Consider the following 16923-nt stretch of genomic DNA (forward strand, 5'->3'; position numbering starts at 1 on the left):
AACCGGACGCGCCTTGCCGCGAGCCGCTGCCGGGCATAGCGTCTCGCCACATCCAGCCGGTCACCAACAGGGTCTGAAATTCGATGTCTGAAACAGCAAAGTCACGCGCTGCAGCGCTTCCTCACCTGCGTCGCAGCGGGCTTGCCATGGGCGATTCCATTCCCTTGCCGCTGACCATGGCCGCCATCTTTCATGCGCCCGGCGACGCCACCGGCTTCAACCAGTACGGGCGATTCAGCAACCCAACCTGGGACGCGGTCGAGCATATGCTGGCCCATCTGGAGGACGCGCCCTGCGTCGCGTTCCCTTCCGGAATGGCGGCAATCTCGGCGGCGTTTTTTGCCGTGCTCAAGGCCGGCGACCGTATCCTGCTGCCATCGGACGGCTATCACACGACACGAGCGCTGGCCGAGCGCTTCCTCAAGCCGCTCGGCATCACCTATGATGTCAGGCCGACTTCGACCTTCCTCGATGGCGGCTTCGATGGCTATCGGCTGGCATTTGTCGAAACCCCTGCCAATCCGGGGCTGGATATCTGCGATATCGCCGCCGTTGCCGATGCTGTCCACAAAACCGGCGCGATTCTTGTGGTCGACAACACGACCATGACCCCTTTCGGCCAACGACCGCTCGACCACGGCGCCGATATCGTCGTTGCCGCCGACACCAAGGCACCCAATGGCCATTCCGACGTGCTGTTCGGCCATGTCGCCAGTCGCAATGCCGATATCATCGCCGCCGTGACCGGCTGGCGCGAAGTTTCCGGCAGCATTCCCGGTCCGTTCGAAGCTTGGCTGGTGCACCGCGGCCTGGAGACACTGGATGTGCGCTTCGATCGCATGTGTTCCTCGGCGGAAGTCATCGCGCGGCGGCTGCAGGGCCACAAGGCAATCAGTGGCCTGCGTTATCCCGGGCTGGAAGGCGACCCGTCGCACAACCTAGCCCGCGCCCAGATGGAGCGCTTCGGCTTTCTCATCTCGTTCGAACTCGCCTCGGAAGACAAAGCCGAGGACTTCATCAACAATTGTGCCCTGATGCAGGCCGCGACATCCTTCGGCGGCGTCCACACCTCCGCCGAGCGGCGCCTGAAGCGAGGCGATGCGGTCTCCGCCGGTTTCGTCCGCCTCTCGGTCGGCTGCGAGCCGGTGGAAGAGCTCTGGAAAGCGATCGAGACGTCGCTGGACGGGATCAGCGGCTCCCGGCTCGGATGAACGGCCGGACAGGCTTGAATCAACAGGCGCGCCCGAGGGCGCAACCTGCTGATTTCAAGAGATTTCTCTTGATATCGGGGGAGAGAAATTGCCAGCTGGCCTGTAAGCCGGGTTCTGTATGGCCCTCGTCCCTTGCGAGGCGAGAACGTGGCGGCCATTCATCTTGGGCGCATGTTGCCATGCGCCTCACGCAACCTACCCGGACGGTGAGCCGGAAACAGCCCTCGAGGGTTTCCCCTCGCACCGTCCCTATTCGGTCTTGCTCCCGGTGGGGTTTACCGTGCCGCTCCTGTTGCCAGTCGCGCGGTGGGCTCTTACCCCACCCTTTCACCCTTGCCCCGAATCCGGCAAGCCGGATCGTGGCGGTTTGCTTTCTGTGGCACTTTCCCTGGGGTCGCCCCCGCCGGCCATTAACCGGCACCGTGTTTCCATGGAGCCCGGACTTTCCTCACCCACGACCTTTCGGCGTTTGCGGGTGCGGCCGCCCAGCCAGCTGGCAGAGCGTATAAAGGGGTTCACGCCCGAAAACGCAAACGAAAAAGCTGACTTATGCGGGCGATCCAAGCGCAGCCATCTGCACCTTGACCTTGCCGCAATAGGCTGCCGACACGGGGTTCATCCGCGTTGCGGCGTGTCCGGCATTGTATTTCAGAATGGTGCCGCAGGTCGTGCCGCCACCGAGGCTCCGTGCCATGGCAAGGTATTTCATGCCGTATTTGATGTTGGTGTCGGGATCGAACAGGCCCTTGGCGGAGCCGCTATAGCCCATCATCCGAGCCGTGGCCGGCTTGATCTGCATCAGGCCGATCTCGCCGGCGCTGCCGACGATGTTGGGCCGGTAGTTGCTCTCGATCTTGATGACCGCCGAGGCGAGCGACACCGGCACGCCTTCGATCGCCGCATAGCGGGCAACGATTGCGGAATACTGGCCGCTGCTCGCCACCGCGGCCGTCGACTCCGCCGCGTTCCTGAGGCCGATCGATGCCGTTCTCGTCATGTCGACGGTCTTGCGGCCGCGCTTCGTCTGCCTTTTGGCGATGGACTTCTTCGCTTTGGACCAGCTTGCCTTTTCCGCTTTGGCGGAAGCCCGCTTCGTCTCCGCTTTGGCGGAAGCCCGCTTCGTCTCCGCTTTGGCGGATGCCTGCTTTGTCGCCTTGGCGTCGTGGCCTGCCTTGCCGCTTTTTGCGGATACCACGGGAAACCCTTGATCGGCCCGCGGGCTGAATGACGCTGCATGCGCCGCACTGAAGGCAAAAGTCATTACGCCGGCAGCAAGAGCTGCCGTTAAAACGGTAAATTTCTGCATGTGATCCTGTTCTGTCTGAACCGCGCGAAGATGTTCACGCAGCAACGCCTAACCAACGTCGGAACAACCCGGGGGGCTTGGGGTCCGACATCTACACGTCAGCCGTTTGACGCCCGAATTGGTGTCAAACAAGGCCAGGCAAGTCACTTTGAGTGACAGCCTGTAACTTAAGGATTGGAAAGAATTGCTTGGGAGAGGTCTCCCGGGGATTAGCGCTTCACGGAAGCAAGCAGCCTTTGCAGCGTCCGCAGCGTCGAGCCGTCGGCAACGCCGTCCACCTTGCGCGGCCGGAAATGCCGTTGGAAGGCTTCGACCACCGCCTCCGTCTGCCGGTCGAAAACGCCGGATATTTCAACGCCATAGCCGTAGAGCGCCAGCATCGACTGCAACGCTTCGATATCGCCGCCGGTGTCGCCGGTTGTCAGAGTAGCGCCTCGCCTGACGGGGGCGGCCGTAACGAGATGGCCGACACCGGCCTCGAATAGCGTCCGCCACGGAAACTTCTCGCCGGGATCGATTTTGCGCCCCGGCGCAACATCGGAATGCGCCAGTACCCGCTCGGCGGCGATCGAATGCCGACCGGCGATCCCCCGGCACAGCCCGATCACGGCATCGATCTGCCGCCGGGGAAAACCGGGATAGCCCAGCGAATGCCCCGGATTGACGATCTCGATGCCGACGGAACAGGAATTGATGTCGGCGCGTCCGAACCACGAACTCTTGCCGGCATGCCAGGCGCGGTCGCTTTCCCTGACCATCTGCACGATATGGCCATTCTCGTGGACCAGATAATGCGACGAGACCTCGCTGGCCGGATCGCAAAGCCAGGCCTCGGCCCCGGCGCCGGTCGCCATGCCGGTGTAGTGCAGCACGATCATGTCGGGCCTGGGTGTCTCGCGCCGCGGGCCGAAATTCGGCGATACCCTGACTTCGGCACGTGGCTCGTCGGGCAGAAAGCCGCTCATGCGTGGCGCAGGCCCCGCTCGATCATCTCGTAGGCGGCATTGATCGCCGCCACCCTGGTGGTCGCGATCTTGATGAATTCCTGAGGCAGGCCGCGCGCGATCAGCCGATCCGGATGATTGTCGGAAACCAGCTTGCGATAGCGTTTCCTGACCTCTTCGAATGGCTTGCCGCGCTCGATGCCCAGCACGACATAGGGATCCCCGGCGCCGAGATTGACGTGCCGGGCCATGATGGCTTCGTAATGCGCTTCGTCGATGCGGAAAATCTCGGCGATGCGGTGCAGGAAATGGCCTTCGCGCTCGTGCACCAGCCCGTCGGCCTTGGCGATGTGGAACAGACCGTCGAGTATGTCTTCAAGCATCACGCAGTTGGAATGGCCCGAACCGCACATCTGGGCCATCCGCTCGGCATAGGTTTCGAAACCGGCCACGTCGCGCTGGGCGAGATCGAACAGCCGCGCCACATTGCGCGTCTCCTTCGGCGGCACTTCGAATATCTCCTGGAAGGCGCGCACCTCGTCCTGGGTGACGATGCCATCGGCTTTGGCCATCTTGGCCGACAGCGCGATCATCGCCACCGAAAAGGCGACACGCCGGCGCAAATCCGCATCGCCGGAGAAAACCGTGCGCACAGCCTCGACAACGTCGGCGACACCCGACGAGGTTGAGGATGAAACGCGGGTGATGAACTCGCCGAGGCGATCCCAAATCGACATGGCCTGCTTCTTAGAGCCACCGCTCCCTCCTATCAAGCCGGGACAGTGCCGCAGGCTTTGCGCGACAAATCGATCCGGCGCGCGAGAGGGATTGGCCCACGGCGCTCGGACGACATGAGAAAGGCCGGCGCGAGCCGGCCTTCCTCATTCATCACAAGAAGTACTGCTTGCTCACTACTGCGCGGGCGCAGGAGCTGGTGTTGCCGGAGCCGGCTCGGCGGGCTTCTCGGGTGTGATGCTCTTCGTGGTCGAATTATCCGTTGCCGGAGGCGTCGCGGCCGGCGGCGTGGCTTCCGGGGTGGCCGGTTTCATCGGTTCCTCGGCGGCCGGCGGGTTGGTGCTCTGGGTGGTGGTGTTGTCCGTACCGCTGTCACTGCAGGCGGCGACGCCAAGCAAAGCCAAACCGGAAACGGACGCGAGAATGAGCTTTTTCATTTGTCTCTCCTTCAACACACGCTCACGTTGCCGTGAGCGGTCGAAGGACAAATGCGTCAGCCGGCCATGAGTTTCGTAACGTTGCGTTTCCGCATGTAACATCGTCTGGTTCATTTGCGATTGCCGCTCAGGCCGTAGCGAACTAACAGCATGTGCCGAAACACCGATCGAACAGAAGAGCGCCAGGGGCTGTCATGACCGAAAAATGGGATTTCTGGATCGACCGCGGCGGCACATTCACCGATATCATCGGCCGAGATCCGGAGGGCGGGCTGCACCCGCGCAAGCTTCTCTCCGAAAATCCCGAAGCCTATAACGATGCCGCCATCCAGGGCATTCGCGACCTTCTTGGCTTGTCGGCCGGCGACACGATCCCGAGCGGCCTGATCGGCGACATCAAGATGGGCACCACGGTCGCCACAAATGCGCTGCTGGAGCGCAAGGGCGACCGCGTGCTTTTGCTCATCACCAAGGGCTTCCGCGATGCGCTGAAGATCGCCTACCAGGCGCGCCCGGACATCTTCGCCAAGGAGATCATCCTTCCCGAACAGCTCTACGAGCGCGTCATCGAAATCAACGAGCGTGTGCGCGCCGATGGCTGCGTCGAACAATTGCTCGATATCGCCGCCTGCCGGCCGGCGATCGAACAGGCCAGGGCCGATGGCATCGATGCGGTCGCCATCGTCTTCATGCACGCCTGGAAATACCCCGAGCACGAGAAGGCGGTGGCGAAAGTCTGCCGCAAACTCGGTTTCAGTCAGGTCTCGGTCAGCCATGAGGTCTCGCCGCTGATCAAGCTGGTCGGCCGCGGCGACACCGCGGTGGTCGACGCCTATTTGTCGCCGATCCTATCGCGCTATGTGCAAAGGGTGGCGGGAGAGTTGGGTGCGGCGCCAAGCTCCCCTCTTGTGGGGGAGAGCGATCGATTCCCCCGCCTGATGTTCATGATGTCGTCGGGCGGTCTCACCGCCGCCGACATGTTCCAGGGCAAGGACGCACTGCTGTCAGGACCAGCCGGCGGTGTCGTCGGCATGGTCGAGACGGCCAGGCTCGCCGGCTTCGACAAGGTCATCGGTTTCGACATGGGCGGCACCTCGACCGACGTCGCTCACTATGACGGCGAATATGAGCGCGCCTTCGACACCGAGGTCGCCGGCGTGCGCATCCGCGCGCCGATGATGCGCATCCATACCGTCGCCGCCGGCGGCGGCTCGATCCTGCATTACGAGGCCGGCCGCTTCCGGGCCGGGCCGGATTCCGCAGGCGCCAATCCCGGCCCGGCAGCCTACCGGCGCGGCGGCCCGCTCGCCGTCACCGACGCCAATGTGATGCTGGGCAAGCTGCAGCCCGATTTCTTCCCGGCCATTTTCGGACCCGGCCAGGACCAGATGCTCGACGTCGAGACGGTACGGGCAAAATTCGCCGCACTCGCCGCCGAAATCGGCGACGGTCGGTCGCCCGAGATTGTCGCCGAGGGCTTCGTCACCATCGCCGTCGAAAACATGGCCAATGCCATCAAGAAGATCTCCGTGCAGCGCGGCTACGACGTCACCGAATATCTCTTGAACTGTTTTGGCGGCGCCGGCGGCCAGCACGCTTGCCTGGTCGCCGATGCGCTCGGCATGGAAGCGGTGCTGATCCATCCCTTCTCAGGTCTTCTGTCGGCCTATGGCATCGGCCTGTCCTCGGTCTTTGCCTCGCGCCAGCAGGCGCTGCTGAAACCGCTTGCCGAAGAGTCCAGAACGGAGATCGGCAACCTCGTTGCCATCTTGAGGAAAGCCGTTGTCGCAGAACTCGCGGCGCAAGGCATCGGCGAGGATACGGTCGCCACGAAGCCGGTGCTGCACATTCGCTACGACGGCACCGACACGACACTGCCGGTGAATTTCGAGGCGGATTCGATTTTCCAGGCCAGGCGCGATTTTGAAATCGCCCACAAGGCGCAGTTCGGTTTCGTCTATGACGACAAGCCGATGATCGTCGAGACCGTCGGCGTCGAAGGCACCGACACCGGCGGCACTGGGCGCGACGAAACTGAATCGCGAACCGAAGACCTTGCCGTAAGCCCTTCACAGACCCGCGAAATCTTCACCGAGGGAGAGTGGCGCACTTCACCCATCTTCCGCCGCGAGGCGCTGAAGCCGGGAAACAGGGTTGCGGGACCTGCCTTGATTATCGAGCCGAACCAGACAATCGTCATCGAGCCGGGCTGGCTGGCCGAAATCACCGCCAGGAACCACGTGCTCCTGCACCGCGTCGAGAAAAAGCGCCGGCAGGCAGCGCTCGGCACCGAGGCCGATCCGGTCATGCTGGAGGTCTTCAACAACCTCTTCATGTCGATCGCCGAGCAGATGGGCGTCACGCTGCAGAACACCGCCTATTCCGTCAACATCAAGGAACGGCTGGATTTTTCCTGCGCCGTCTTCGACCGGACCGGCGCGCTGGTCGCCAATGCGCCGCACATGCCGGTACATCTCGGCTCGATGGACCGCTCGGTCGAAACCATCATCCGGCTGAATTCCGGCGACATCCACCCCGGCGACGTCTTTGCCCTCAACGCACCCTACAATGGCGGCACGCATCTGCCGGACATCACTGTCGTGACGCCGGTCTTCGATGATGCCAAGGAAAGAATCCTGTTCTGGGCCGCCTCGCGCGGCCATCACGCCGATATCGGCGGCACGGCACCCGGCTCGATGACGCCGCTCGCCACCACGGTCGACGAGGAAGGCGTGCTGTTCGACAATTTCCGCATCGTCGACCGTGGCCGCTTCCGCGAGAAGGAGCTGGAAACGCTGCTCACCGATCACCGCTATCCGGCCCGCAATCCGCACCAGAACATCGCCGACCTCAAGGCGCAGATCGCCGCCAACGAAAAGGGCGTAGCCGAACTGCGCAAGATGGTCGCCCATTTCGGCCTCGATGTCGTCGAGGCCTATATGGGCCATGTCCAGGACAATGCCGCCGAAAGCGTGCGCCGCGTGCTGGAGCGGCTGCCGGATAGTTCTGAGTACGAATACCCGACCGACACCGGCCAGATCATCAAGGTGAAGATCACGGTCGACCGGCAAAAGCGCGAGGCGACGGTAGACTTCACCGGCACCTCGCCGGTGATGAAGAACAATTTCAACGCGCCCGAGCCGGTGGCCCGCGCCGCCGTGCTCTACGCCTTCCGCGTCATGGTCGAGGATATGATCCCGATGAATGCCGGGTGCCTGCGGCCCATCAACATCATCATTCCCGATGGCTGCATGCTGAAACCCGCCTACCCCGCCGCCGTCGTCGCCGGCAATGTCGAGACCTCGCAGCATGTCACCAACGCGCTGTTCGGCGCCATGGGCGCCATGGCCAACGCCCAAGGCACGATGAACAACCTGACCTTCGGCAACAAGACGTATCAATATTACGAGACGATCTGCTCCGGCTCGCCGGCCGGCCGGATGAACTCGGGCCGCGGCTTTGCCGGCACCTCCGGCGTCCACACCCACATGACCAATTCGCGCCTCACCGATCCCGAAGTGCTGGAGCTGCGCTTTCCCGTTCTGCTCGAGGATTTCCACATCCGGAAAGATTCCGGCGGCAAGGGCAGATGGAGCGCCGGCGACGGCACCAAACGCACCATCCGCTTCCTCGAAAAGATGGAATGCGCGATCCTGTCCTCGCACCGCAACCGGCCGCCGCAAGGGCTGGACGGAGGCGGCGACGGCGAGGTCGGCTCGACCAAGATCCGCCGCAAGGACGGCACGATCGACCTGCTGAAAGCCTGCGACCAGACCATGTTGCAGGCCGGCGACGCCGTCATCCTGACGACGCCGACGCCGGGGGGATTTGGTAAACCGTAAGAAGAGGCGTCAACAGGCTGTCACCGGCCTGTCATGGCCCTGCGCTACCCGCTTGCGGCAAAGCAAATGGGGAATCACTTTGCCATGACGGACGTTTCCGCAGATCTGGTTTTTCGCCGCGGCAAGGAAGTTGGAAAGGCCGTCTACCAGAACCGCCCGCTGTCGAAGGCCGGCATTTCGGAGCGGCTGTTTGCCTTCCTGTTCTCCGGACTCGTCTATCCGCAGATCTGGGAAGACCCCGATGTCGACATGGAGGCGATGCAGCTCGGCCAGGGCCACCGCGTCGTCACTATCGCCTCCGGCGGCTGCAACATCCTGGCCTACCTCACGCGCTCGCCGGCCCGGGTCGACGCCGTCGACCTCAACACCGCGCATATCGCGCTGAACCGCATGAAGCTGGAGGCGGTGCGCCATTTGCCATCGCAGGGCGACCTGTTCCGCTTCTTCGGCGCCGCCGACACCAGCCACAATTCGAGAGCGTATGACCGTTTCATCGCGCCGCATCTCGATCCTGTCAGCCGTCACTACTGGGAGCGCCGCAACTGGCGCGGCCGCCGTAGGATCACTGTGTTCGACCGCAATTTCTACCAGACCGGCCTGCTCGGCCTGTTCATCGCCATGGGCCATCGCACGGGAAAATTCTTCGGCGTCGACCCAGCCGGCATCATGCAGGCCAGGAACATCGGCGAGCAGCGCCGCTTCTTCAACGAGGAGTTGGCGCCGGTCTTCGACAACAAGCTTTTGAGATGGGCGACGTCGCGCAAGGCTTCGCTGTTCGGCCTCGGCATTCCACCGGCGCAGTACGATTCGCTGATCACTTCTGGCGACGGCACCATGGCCAGCGTGCTTAAAGCCCGGCTGGAAAAGCTCGCTTGCGATTTTCCGCTGGAGAATAACTACTTCGCCTGGCAGGCCTTTGCCCGCCGCTATCCGAACCCCGGCGAGGCCGCCCTGCCCGCCTATCTCGAAAAGCAGAATTACGAGACCATCCGCGGCAATGTCGGCCGCGTCGCCATCCACCATGCCAATCTGATCGAGTTTCTCGCCGGCAAGGATGCAGGCGCGGTCGACCGCTTCGTCCTGCTCGACGCACAGGACTGGATGACCGACGATCAGCTCAACGCGCTGTGGGCGGAAATCACCCGCACGGCTTCGGCCGGCGCCCGCGTCATCTTTCGCACCGCCGCCGAGCCCAGCCTGCTGCCGGGTCGCGTCTCCAGTTCGCTGCTCGACCAATGGGACTATCAGGACCAGGCTTCGCGGGAATTTTCGGCCCGCGACCGCTCGGCCATCTATGGCGGCTTCCATCTCTACGTAAAGCGCGCGGCATGAGCACCAGCGAGCTGCCGGCCAGCCCCGAATTCAAGGCCAGCCATGCCGAACTGATGGACGGCGTCTACCGCTGGCAGCGCCACATCTACGACCTGACCCGCAAATACTACCTGCTCGGCCGCGACCCAATGATCTCGGGGCTCGACGTGCCTGTCGGTGGCACCGTGCTGGAACTCGGCTGCGGCACCGGCCGCAACGTCATCCTCGCCGCCCGTCACTATCCCGACGCGCGCTTTTTCGGCCTCGATATTTCGGCCGAAATGCTGGAGACGGCCGGAAAGGCGATCGACCGCGAGGGCCTGTCCGGTCGCGTCATATTGGCTAGGGGCGATGCCACCGATTTCGATGCCCGGGCACTCTTCGATGTCGAACGCTTCGACCGTGTCTTCGTGTCCTATTCGCTGTCGATGATCCCCGGCTGGGAAAAAACAGTATCGGCGGCACTTGCCGCCCTGTCGCCGAACGGTTCGCTGCACATCGTCGATTTCGGCCAGCAGGAAGGGCTGCCCGGCTGGTTCCGTGCGCTGCTGCGCGGCTGGCTGAAAAAATTCCACGTCGCGCCGCGTGAATCGTTGCGCGAAGTGCTGGAATCGGAATCTCGGCGAACCGGCGCAAGCTTCCGTTTCCGCACGCTTTATCGCGGCTATGCCTGGCTGGCGGTTATCGGGCCGCGCGGCTAGCCAAGGTGAAACCGCCATTTGCAGGCCGACCTCACCTGAATGTCAATGCACCTTAATGAAGTGCCTTCACCAACGCCCCCACCATCGTCTGCGGCCGATAGCCAAGCTTGGCAGGCGTCAGCCCCAGCCGCACCACCACCAACTGCTCCGAGGGAATGATGGCAACCGTCTGCCCGTCATGGCCTTCCATCCAGTACGTGTCCTTGGGCAGGCCTGCCGCGACGCCGGCGCCGGGGTTTTCCTCATCGCCCGGGGCCTCGATCCACAATTGGCCCTTGCCGTAGACCTTCGAGGCGGATGCCGGCTCTCGCATCCAGTCGACGAAACCGGCCGGCAGGATCTGGTTGCCGTTCCACACCCCGCCTTGCAGCAGGAACTGGCCGAAGCGCGCCCAGTCATGCGCGGTCGCGTAGAGATAGGACGAGCCGACGAAGGTGCCCTGCTCGTCCGTTTCAAGCACCGCGCTGTGCATGCCGAGCGGCTCGAATAGCGCCGTGCGCGGCCACGTCAGCGCCCTGGCCTTGTCGCCGACCGCGTCCTGCCAGAGGCGCGACAGCATCACCGCCGTGCCGCTCGAATAGGAAAACTGTTTGCCGACCTCTGCAGCCAGCGGCTTGGATTCGGCAAAGCCCGCCATGTCAGGTTCGAGATAGAGCATGCGCGTGACGTCGGCGACGTCGCCATAATCCTCGTTGAACTCCAGCCCGCTCGACATCGCCATCATGTCGGCAAGGCTGATCGCGGCGCGGCCGTCCGCCTTCCACGGCGCGAACAGGTTTTTGTTGTCGAAAGCCATCTTGCCGTCCTTGACCAACGTACCGACGATGGCGGCATTCACCGTTTTGGTCATCGACCAGCCGAGCAGCGGCGTCCTGGCGGAAAAGCCATCGCCGTAGCGCTCGGCGACGACACGGCCATTCTTGACCACCACCACCGCGCGCATGCCGGTGCCGATCAGCGCCGCATCATCCAGCAGCTTGGCAACAACCGGATCCTGTGATGCCTCGACCCGTTCGCCTTCCGGCCACAGGTCGCCCATGGTGACTGCGGACGGCTCCGCTTGGATCGCGGTCCGCCGCACCTTTCCTACGTCGCCGTCCGGAACCGAAGCGCAGCCAAGCCCGTCGCGGGCTACGGCGACGCTCTTGCCGAGGAAACCGAACAGGCCGGCAGACACCGTTCCCCTGTTCTTGTCCACCGAAACCCGCATTAACCGCAGCAGGGGATGCCCGGGTGCCTGCACGTCGACGGCCAGCACCTCATTGGGATCGCGGCCGGCGATAAAGACGTTCGAACAGACGATCTTGGCCGAGTAGCCCGAGCCGACCCTGATCAACTCCGGTGGCGCGATATAAAGCCAGGCAAAAAGTGCTGCGACCGCCAGGACGATCAGGCCAAGCAGCCATTTGACGATCTTGACCACGATCCGCATTTATTTCCTCCGGGCCCTGCGCGACCCTTATGTCATCGATTTGCCGCCATTGCTTCCGCAAATCACAATGCTTGTCGAGCGCCATCAACGGATTATCAACCATGATCGGCGATCACAGGATATGCTGAGCGATGCTGTGGGGCGATCGTTCGGAGGGGGCCCGATCACAAAGCAGGCCATCAGTGTAGAGACCCATCAGCGACCGGCTGAATCCGGCTCGGGAATTGCGATGCGCCGTCTTGCGGGCCTGATCATGCTAGCGCTGCTTGGTGCTTGCTCGACCGTCGACGATCTCTCGCCGCTGTCGCCATCCGCTTCGAGCAGCCCGACGGTTGCCGTGCGCGCGCCGCGCTTTGCCGACTCCAAGCCGCATGAATGGGAGAGCGGCGCGCCGTGGAACTATGCCGTCCACGGCACCGATGTTTCCAAATACCAGACCTCGGTCGACTGGCCGGCTGCCAGGGCCAGCGGCATCTCCTTCGCCTTCATCAAGGCGACCGAGGGCGGCGACCGTTTCGACGAGTATTTCAGCGAGCATTGGGCGCGCACGAAGGCCAACGGGATTCCGCGAGCCGCCTATCATTTCTATTATTTCTGCACCCCGGCTGCCGTTCAGGCGCGCTGGTTCATCCGCAACGTCCCCGTCGATCGCTCGGCGATGCCGCCGGTCCTCGATATGGAATGGAACCCGCAATCGCCGACCTGCAGGCTGCGTCCCGACGCCGCCACGGTGCGCGCGGAGATGACCACCTTCCTCGAAATCGTCGAACGCCATTACGGCAAGAAGCCGATCATCTACACTTCCGTCGACTTCTTCGACGACAACGGGCTGTCAGGGTTCCGCGGCTATCCCTACTGGCTGCGTTCCGTCGCCGGCCATCCGCGTGAGAAATACGGCAGCCACCCCTTCACCTTCTGGCAGTACACCGGAACCGGCATCGTTCCCGGCATGACCGGCAAGTCCGACATCAACGTCTTCAACGGCAGCGAAGCCGCCTGGAACAAATGGCTGCGGCAGAACACCCGTTGACGTCAGGTTCAACGGCAGCACCGCCCTGGATCAAAAGCACTCCAGCAGAGCTTCCGTTGAACCGGTTCAACGGCAGCACCGCCCTGGATCAAATCACTCCAGCAGAGCTTCCGTTGAACCGGTGCAACGGCAGCACTGCCCTGCATCAAATCACTCCAGCAGAGAAGCTGCCGCAGAACACCGTTGACACCGGGCCTGCCGCCTGCTTTTCGACACAGCCAGCGGGAAAGAGTGCAACCGCCGGTAATTCAGGGCGTTGGGCTTCCCGGGGGGAGCACAACAAATGACCCCCTGTTCGTTTCGAAAGGAAGCTGATGCGACTGCGTTCCAAAGTCCTCGCGGCTGCGCTGACCCTGTGCGCCACGGCCTTGCCGGCGATGGCGCAGGAATGCGGCGGCGACTTCGAATCCTGGAAGCAGGGCGTCGCCGCGGAAGCCAAGGCGGCCGGCGTAGGTGCAGTGGGTCTCGACGCCCTTGAAGCGGCAACCTTAGATGACAAGGTGTTGGCGCGCGACCGCGCCCAGGGCGTCTTCACCCAAACCTTTGTCGAGTTTTCCAACCGGATGATCTCGGCCTATCGCCTGAAGCAAGGTGCGGCGAACATGAAGAAATACGCGGATGTCTTCGCCCGCGCCGACCAGCAGTTCGGCGTCCAGGCGCCGATCATCGCCGCCTTCTGGGCGCTGGAGACCGATTTCGGCGCCGTGCAGGGCGACTTCCACACGCTGAGCGCCCTGGTGACGCTTTCCCATGATTGCCGCCGGCCGCAGCTCTTCCGGCAACAGCTGGTGCCGCTTCTGGAACTGATCGATCGCGGCGTGCTGCCGGCCGATGTCAGGGGCGCCTGGGCCGGCGAGATCGGCCAGACGCAGATCCTGCCCTCCGACTATCTGGCACGCGGCGTCGACGGCGACGGCGACGGCAAGATCGACCTGCGCGGCAGCGTGCCTGATGTGATCATGACCACTGCCAACAAGGTGCTGTCGCGCGGCTGGAAACGCGACCAGCCCTGGATCCAGGAAGTCCGCGTGCCCGAAGACATGCCGTGGGATCAGACCGGTCGCACCAACAAGCTGCCGCTGTCGCAGTGGGCGCAATGGGGCGTCACCTACCCCAGCGGCGCGCCGCTGGTCGATAACGGCCTGAAAGCAGGCCTCGCGCTGCCGATGGGCCGCAAGGGGCCAGCCTTCCTCACCTACGACAATTTCGACGTTTATCTCGAATGGAATCAGTCCTTCACCTATGCGCTGACGGCAGCCAACCTTGCCGCACGGCTGGCAGGCGCGCCGCCGCTGGACCCGCGCAATCCCGAGACCGGTCTCAACAATGAGCAGATGAAGGCGTTGCAGACCAAGCTGGAAGCCAAGGGCTACGATGTCGGCACCGTCGACGGCATTTTGGGTACCAACACCCGCGAGGCGATCCGCAAGGAGCAGACGCGGCTAGGTTTGCCGGTGGATGGCTGGCCGACGCCGGAGCTTTTGGGAAAATTATAGGGCAGTAGGGCAAATTAGCCCGAAGCAGTGACTGCCGCCACCCCTATTCCCCTATTCCCCTATTCCCCTACTGCCCTATTCCCCTCAATCCGCCATCGTCTCCAAACTGGCAAAACCCTGTGGCGCGTCGCCCTCGTCGAACGGCGTCGTCACCTCGACGAAGGTGTCGGGATAGAAGCCGTTGAAGCGGGTCCTCAGCGACAGCGAATACGCGCCGATATGGCCGATCTCGATCCAGTCGCCGGTATCGACCGTTTCCGGCAGCCAGAACGGCCGCGACAGGATGTCGACGGAATCGCAGGTCGCGCCGCAGACCTTGAACGGCACGATGTTCTTCTCCTCGCCATTGCGCGAGCGGATCGCCGGGTCGGGAATGAAGCGCGCCGGCAGCGTGATCTTGCCGGTCCATGAATCCGACAGCGATGCCCAGATGCCGTCATTGATGTAGAGCCGCTTGCCCTTGCGCAGCAGCACCCGCACGATCAACGACAGGCAGCGCGCCACGATCACCCGGCCGGGCTCAGCCACCAGCGGCATCTGGTCGAACTGATACTCCTTCAGATCGCCCGACAGCCGCGACATGATCTGGCCAAGCGAGGGCATCTCGATCTGCTTGCGGTTAGGGTCGTGGCCGTATTCGGCGGGGAAACCGCCGCCGACATCGAGCCCGGCAATATCGAAGGTCAGCCGGTTGCGCACCCAGTCGGCGGAAGCCAGCGCCCGCTCATAGGTATCGGGATCCTCGATCTGGCTGCCGACATGGAAGCACAGGCCGACCTTGTAGCCGGTGCGGTTCAGCCGCTCGGCGAGCTCGACGGCATAGGCCGGCCCGGCGCCGAACTTCTTCGACAGTTCGTAGGCGGCATGCCCCTTGGTCTGCACCCGCACGAACACGCTGATCGAGCCCGGATCGATGTCGAGAGCCCGCACCACACGCGTCAGCTTGGTGATCTCGTCCTCATGATCGAGCGAAATGACGCGGATGGCGTATTTCTCCAGCGCCAGCTTGATGTCCGACTGCGCCTTGACCGGGTGCATGTAGAGCATCTCGGCATCGGGGGAGACGGCACGCACGGCAGCGAATTCGCCCGGCGAAGCGACGTCGAAAGCCTTGACGCCGGCTTCGACCAGCGTCTTCAGCACGATCTGCTCGCCATTGGTCTTGACCGCATAGGCGGTCTTGCCGGGGAACATGCCCATGAACTGCCTGGCATCCGCCATCAGCACTTGCGGGCGGAAGCAATAGACCGGATCGTCCGGACGAAGCGCCAGTGCCGCCTCGCGGGCATTCTCGAATCGCTGCATGGACGAATCCTCACTTCGGCTGCGCACAATTAATCCAAGCTAGCGGCTAATGAAAACAATTCTGTGTCTCGTGCGGCTGACGCTGGGGCGCTGGGTCTTTGCCAGCAACGTTTGCCAGCGATCAGGTTTCGGGTGGCTCTTGTCACTGAGTCCGATATGGCTTCTGCCTGACTGACTGGCATTCAGGCCGTCTGGGAGGGCGACTCACATGGCAATAGCCGCGACATCAGCACCGCGCGGGCCGATGGTGCTCAAGGACTGGGGGCAGCTCCTGCTGCTCGGCGCGATCTGGGGCGGCTCGTTCTTTTTTGCCCGCATCGCGGTGGCGGAACTTCATCCGCTGGTGCTGGTGCTGTTTCGCGTCGCCATCGCGGCGATCGCGCTGCAGATCTATCTCGGTCTGCGTGGCCCGTCCTTCCGCCTCGCCCTTCCCCATGCCGGCCTGTTCTTCCTGCTGGCGCTCACCAACAATGTGGTGCCCTTTTCGCTGATCTTCGCCGGCCAGACGGAGCTTGGCGCCGGCGTCGCCTCGGTGCTCAACGCCACGACGCCGTTCTGGACATTGATTCTCGCCAATGCGCTGACATCGGACGAAAAGCTCTCCTGGAACAAGCTCGCCGGCATTGCGCTCGGCATCGCCGGTACGGCCGTCATGATCGGCCCCGGCCTGCTTGCCGGGCTCGGCGGCCCGGTCTGGGCCAAATTCGCGCTGATCGGCGCTTCACTGTCCTATGGCATTGCGCTGATGGTCGCCCGCCGCTTCAAGGGCGTGCCCTCGCCGGTCGTCGCCACCGGGCAGTTGACCGCATCGACCATCATCATGATCCCGATCGTGCTCTTCACCTACGGCCCATCCGGCCTGTTCTCGGCCTCGCCGCCGGTCTGGGCGGCGGTGCTGGCGCTGGCACTTCTGTCCACAGCCGTCGCCTACATCCTCTATTTCAACCTCGTCGCCTCGGCGGGCGCTACCAACGCCTCGCTGGTCACGCTTGTTGTGCCGGCCAGCGCCATGCTGCTCGGCTTCCTGTTCCTAGGCGAGCGGCTGGAGCTGTTCGAAATCGGCGGGGTGGTGCTGATCGCGCTCGGCCTCATCACCATCGACGGGCGCGTCCTTGGAAGACGTTAGCGCGTCCTTTGAACCCCCACATCGCCGCGCAAGTGGAAATGGGCATT

The 16923-nt window shown here is 63.4% G+C and carries 13 protein-coding genes and 1 other RNA gene; 7 read left to right on the top strand and 7 right to left on the bottom strand.

Annotated features, from left to right (window positions below):
• The first annotated feature begins 83 nt into the window (after positions 1-83).
• Positions 84-1211 carry a cystathionine gamma-lyase gene (locus tag LB519_RS23265; protein WP_063172492.1) on the top strand — a complete coding sequence of 376 codons (1128 nt, stop codon included), beginning with the start codon at positions 84-86 and terminating at the stop codon, positions 1209-1211.
• 87 nt (positions 1212-1298) lie between these two features.
• On the opposite strand, the gene rnpB is transcribed toward LB519_RS23265, so the two are convergent.
• The 5 genes from rnpB to LB519_RS23290 all read right to left on the bottom strand — a co-directional run bounded on the left by rnpB (position 1299) and on the right by LB519_RS23290 (position 4633).
• Positions 1299-1708: RNase P RNA component class A (rnpB, locus tag LB519_RS23270), an RNA gene on the bottom strand.
• A gap of 50 nt (positions 1709-1758) precedes the next feature.
• Entirely contained in the window at positions 1759-2517 is a 759-nt protein-coding gene (locus LB519_RS23275) for a lytic transglycosylase domain-containing protein (RefSeq protein WP_224621302.1), read from the bottom strand.
• Positions 2518-2726: 209 nt separating this feature from the next.
• Positions 2727-3482, bottom strand: a complete 756-nt coding sequence (locus tag LB519_RS23280) for an N-acetylmuramoyl-L-alanine amidase (RefSeq protein ID WP_064993827.1) — start codon at positions 3480-3482, stop codon at positions 2727-2729.
• Positions 3479-4198, bottom strand: a complete 720-nt coding sequence (locus tag LB519_RS23285) for a J domain-containing protein (protein ID WP_063172494.1) — start codon at positions 4196-4198, stop codon at positions 3479-3481. Before LB519_RS23285 ends, LB519_RS23280 begins: the two co-directional genes overlap by 4 nt.
• A gap of 174 nt (positions 4199-4372) precedes the next feature.
• On the bottom strand, positions 4373-4633 hold the full coding sequence (locus LB519_RS23290) for a hypothetical protein (protein WP_013530943.1): 261 nt from the start codon (positions 4631-4633) through the stop codon (positions 4373-4375).
• A 194-nt stretch (positions 4634-4827) separates the two neighbouring features.
• On the opposite strand from LB519_RS23290, the gene LB519_RS23295 reads away from it, so the two are divergent.
• The 3 genes from LB519_RS23295 to LB519_RS23305 are packed head-to-tail and all read left to right on the top strand — an operon-like array spanning position 4828 to position 10487.
• Positions 4828-8475: a hydantoinase B/oxoprolinase family protein gene (locus LB519_RS23295; RefSeq protein WP_224621303.1), complete on the top strand. Its 3648-nt coding sequence runs from the start codon at positions 4828-4830 to the stop codon at positions 8473-8475.
• A gap of 33 nt (positions 8476-8508) precedes the next feature.
• Positions 8509-9807: a DUF3419 family protein gene (locus LB519_RS23300; protein ID WP_224621304.1), complete on the top strand. Its 1299-nt coding sequence runs from the start codon at positions 8509-8511 to the stop codon at positions 9805-9807.
• A complete protein-coding gene (locus tag LB519_RS23305) occupies positions 9804-10487 on the top strand; it encodes a class I SAM-dependent methyltransferase (protein WP_224621305.1) in 684 nt (227 codons plus the stop codon). Before LB519_RS23300 ends, LB519_RS23305 begins: the two co-directional genes overlap by 4 nt.
• 52 nt (positions 10488-10539) lie before the next feature.
• On the opposite strand, the gene LB519_RS23310 is transcribed toward LB519_RS23305, so the two are convergent.
• Positions 10540-11919, bottom strand: a complete 1380-nt coding sequence (locus LB519_RS23310) for a serine hydrolase domain-containing protein (protein ID WP_224621306.1) — start codon at positions 11917-11919, stop codon at positions 10540-10542.
• Between the two features lie 229 nt (positions 11920-12148).
• Here LB519_RS23310 and LB519_RS23315 point away from each other — a divergent pair, with 229 nt between their 5' ends.
• Both LB519_RS23315 and LB519_RS23320 read left to right on the top strand, forming a co-directional pair.
• Positions 12149-12949: a GH25 family lysozyme gene (locus LB519_RS23315; RefSeq protein ID WP_013530938.1), complete on the top strand. Its 801-nt coding sequence runs from the start codon at positions 12149-12151 to the stop codon at positions 12947-12949.
• Between the two features lie 314 nt (positions 12950-13263).
• Positions 13264-14445 carry a lytic murein transglycosylase gene (locus LB519_RS23320; RefSeq protein ID WP_013530937.1) on the top strand — a complete coding sequence of 394 codons (1182 nt, stop codon included), beginning with the start codon at positions 13264-13266 and terminating at the stop codon, positions 14443-14445.
• A gap of 84 nt (positions 14446-14529) precedes the next feature.
• On the opposite strand, the gene LB519_RS23325 is transcribed toward LB519_RS23320, so the two are convergent.
• Entirely contained in the window at positions 14530-15750 is a 1221-nt protein-coding gene (locus LB519_RS23325) for an alanine racemase (RefSeq protein WP_013530936.1), read from the bottom strand.
• A gap of 208 nt (positions 15751-15958) precedes the next feature.
• Between LB519_RS23325 and LB519_RS23330 the strand changes: the two genes are divergently transcribed.
• Entirely contained in the window at positions 15959-16876 is a 918-nt protein-coding gene (locus LB519_RS23330) for a DMT family transporter (protein ID WP_127367776.1), read from the top strand.
• Positions 16877-16923 lie beyond the last annotated feature (47 nt).

This window comes from Mesorhizobium sp. AD1-1 (assembly GCF_020164655.1).
GTDB lineage: Bacteria > Pseudomonadota > Alphaproteobacteria > Rhizobiales > Rhizobiaceae > Mesorhizobium > Mesorhizobium ciceri.

Bases quoted from the DNA above. Each gene is read 5' to 3' on its own strand.
- LB519_RS23275 (WP_224621302.1), bottom strand. From the start codon at position 2,517: ATGCAGAAATTTACCGTTTTAACGGCAGCTCTTGCTGCCGGCGTAATG.
- LB519_RS23305 (WP_224621305.1), top strand. From the start codon at position 9,804: ATGAGCACCAGCGAGCTGCCGGCCAGCCCCGAATTCAAGGCCAGCCAT.
- LB519_RS23325 (WP_013530936.1), bottom strand. From the start codon at position 15,750: ATGCAGCGATTCGAGAATGCCCGCGAGGCGGCACTGGCGCTTCGTCCG.
- LB519_RS23265 (WP_063172492.1), top strand. From the start codon at position 84: ATGTCTGAAACAGCAAAGTCACGCGCTGCAGCGCTTCCTCACCTGCGT.
- LB519_RS23290 (WP_013530943.1), bottom strand. From the start codon at position 4,633: ATGAAAAAGCTCATTCTCGCGTCCGTTTCCGGTTTGGCTTTGCTTGGC.
- LB519_RS23285 (WP_063172494.1), bottom strand. From the start codon at position 4,198: ATGTCGATTTGGGATCGCCTCGGCGAGTTCATCACCCGCGTTTCATCC.
- LB519_RS23310 (WP_224621306.1), bottom strand. From the start codon at position 11,919: ATGCGGATCGTGGTCAAGATCGTCAAATGGCTGCTTGGCCTGATCGTC.
- LB519_RS23280 (WP_064993827.1), bottom strand. From the start codon at position 3,482: ATGAGCGGCTTTCTGCCCGACGAGCCACGTGCCGAAGTCAGGGTATCG.
- LB519_RS23295 (WP_224621303.1), top strand. From the start codon at position 4,828: ATGACCGAAAAATGGGATTTCTGGATCGACCGCGGCGGCACATTCACC.
- LB519_RS23315 (WP_013530938.1), top strand. From the start codon at position 12,149: ATGCGCCGTCTTGCGGGCCTGATCATGCTAGCGCTGCTTGGTGCTTGC.
- LB519_RS23330 (WP_127367776.1), top strand. From the start codon at position 15,959: ATGGCAATAGCCGCGACATCAGCACCGCGCGGGCCGATGGTGCTCAAG.
- LB519_RS23320 (WP_013530937.1), top strand. From the start codon at position 13,264: ATGCGACTGCGTTCCAAAGTCCTCGCGGCTGCGCTGACCCTGTGCGCC.
- LB519_RS23300 (WP_224621304.1), top strand. From the start codon at position 8,509: ATGGCCCTGCGCTACCCGCTTGCGGCAAAGCAAATGGGGAATCACTTT.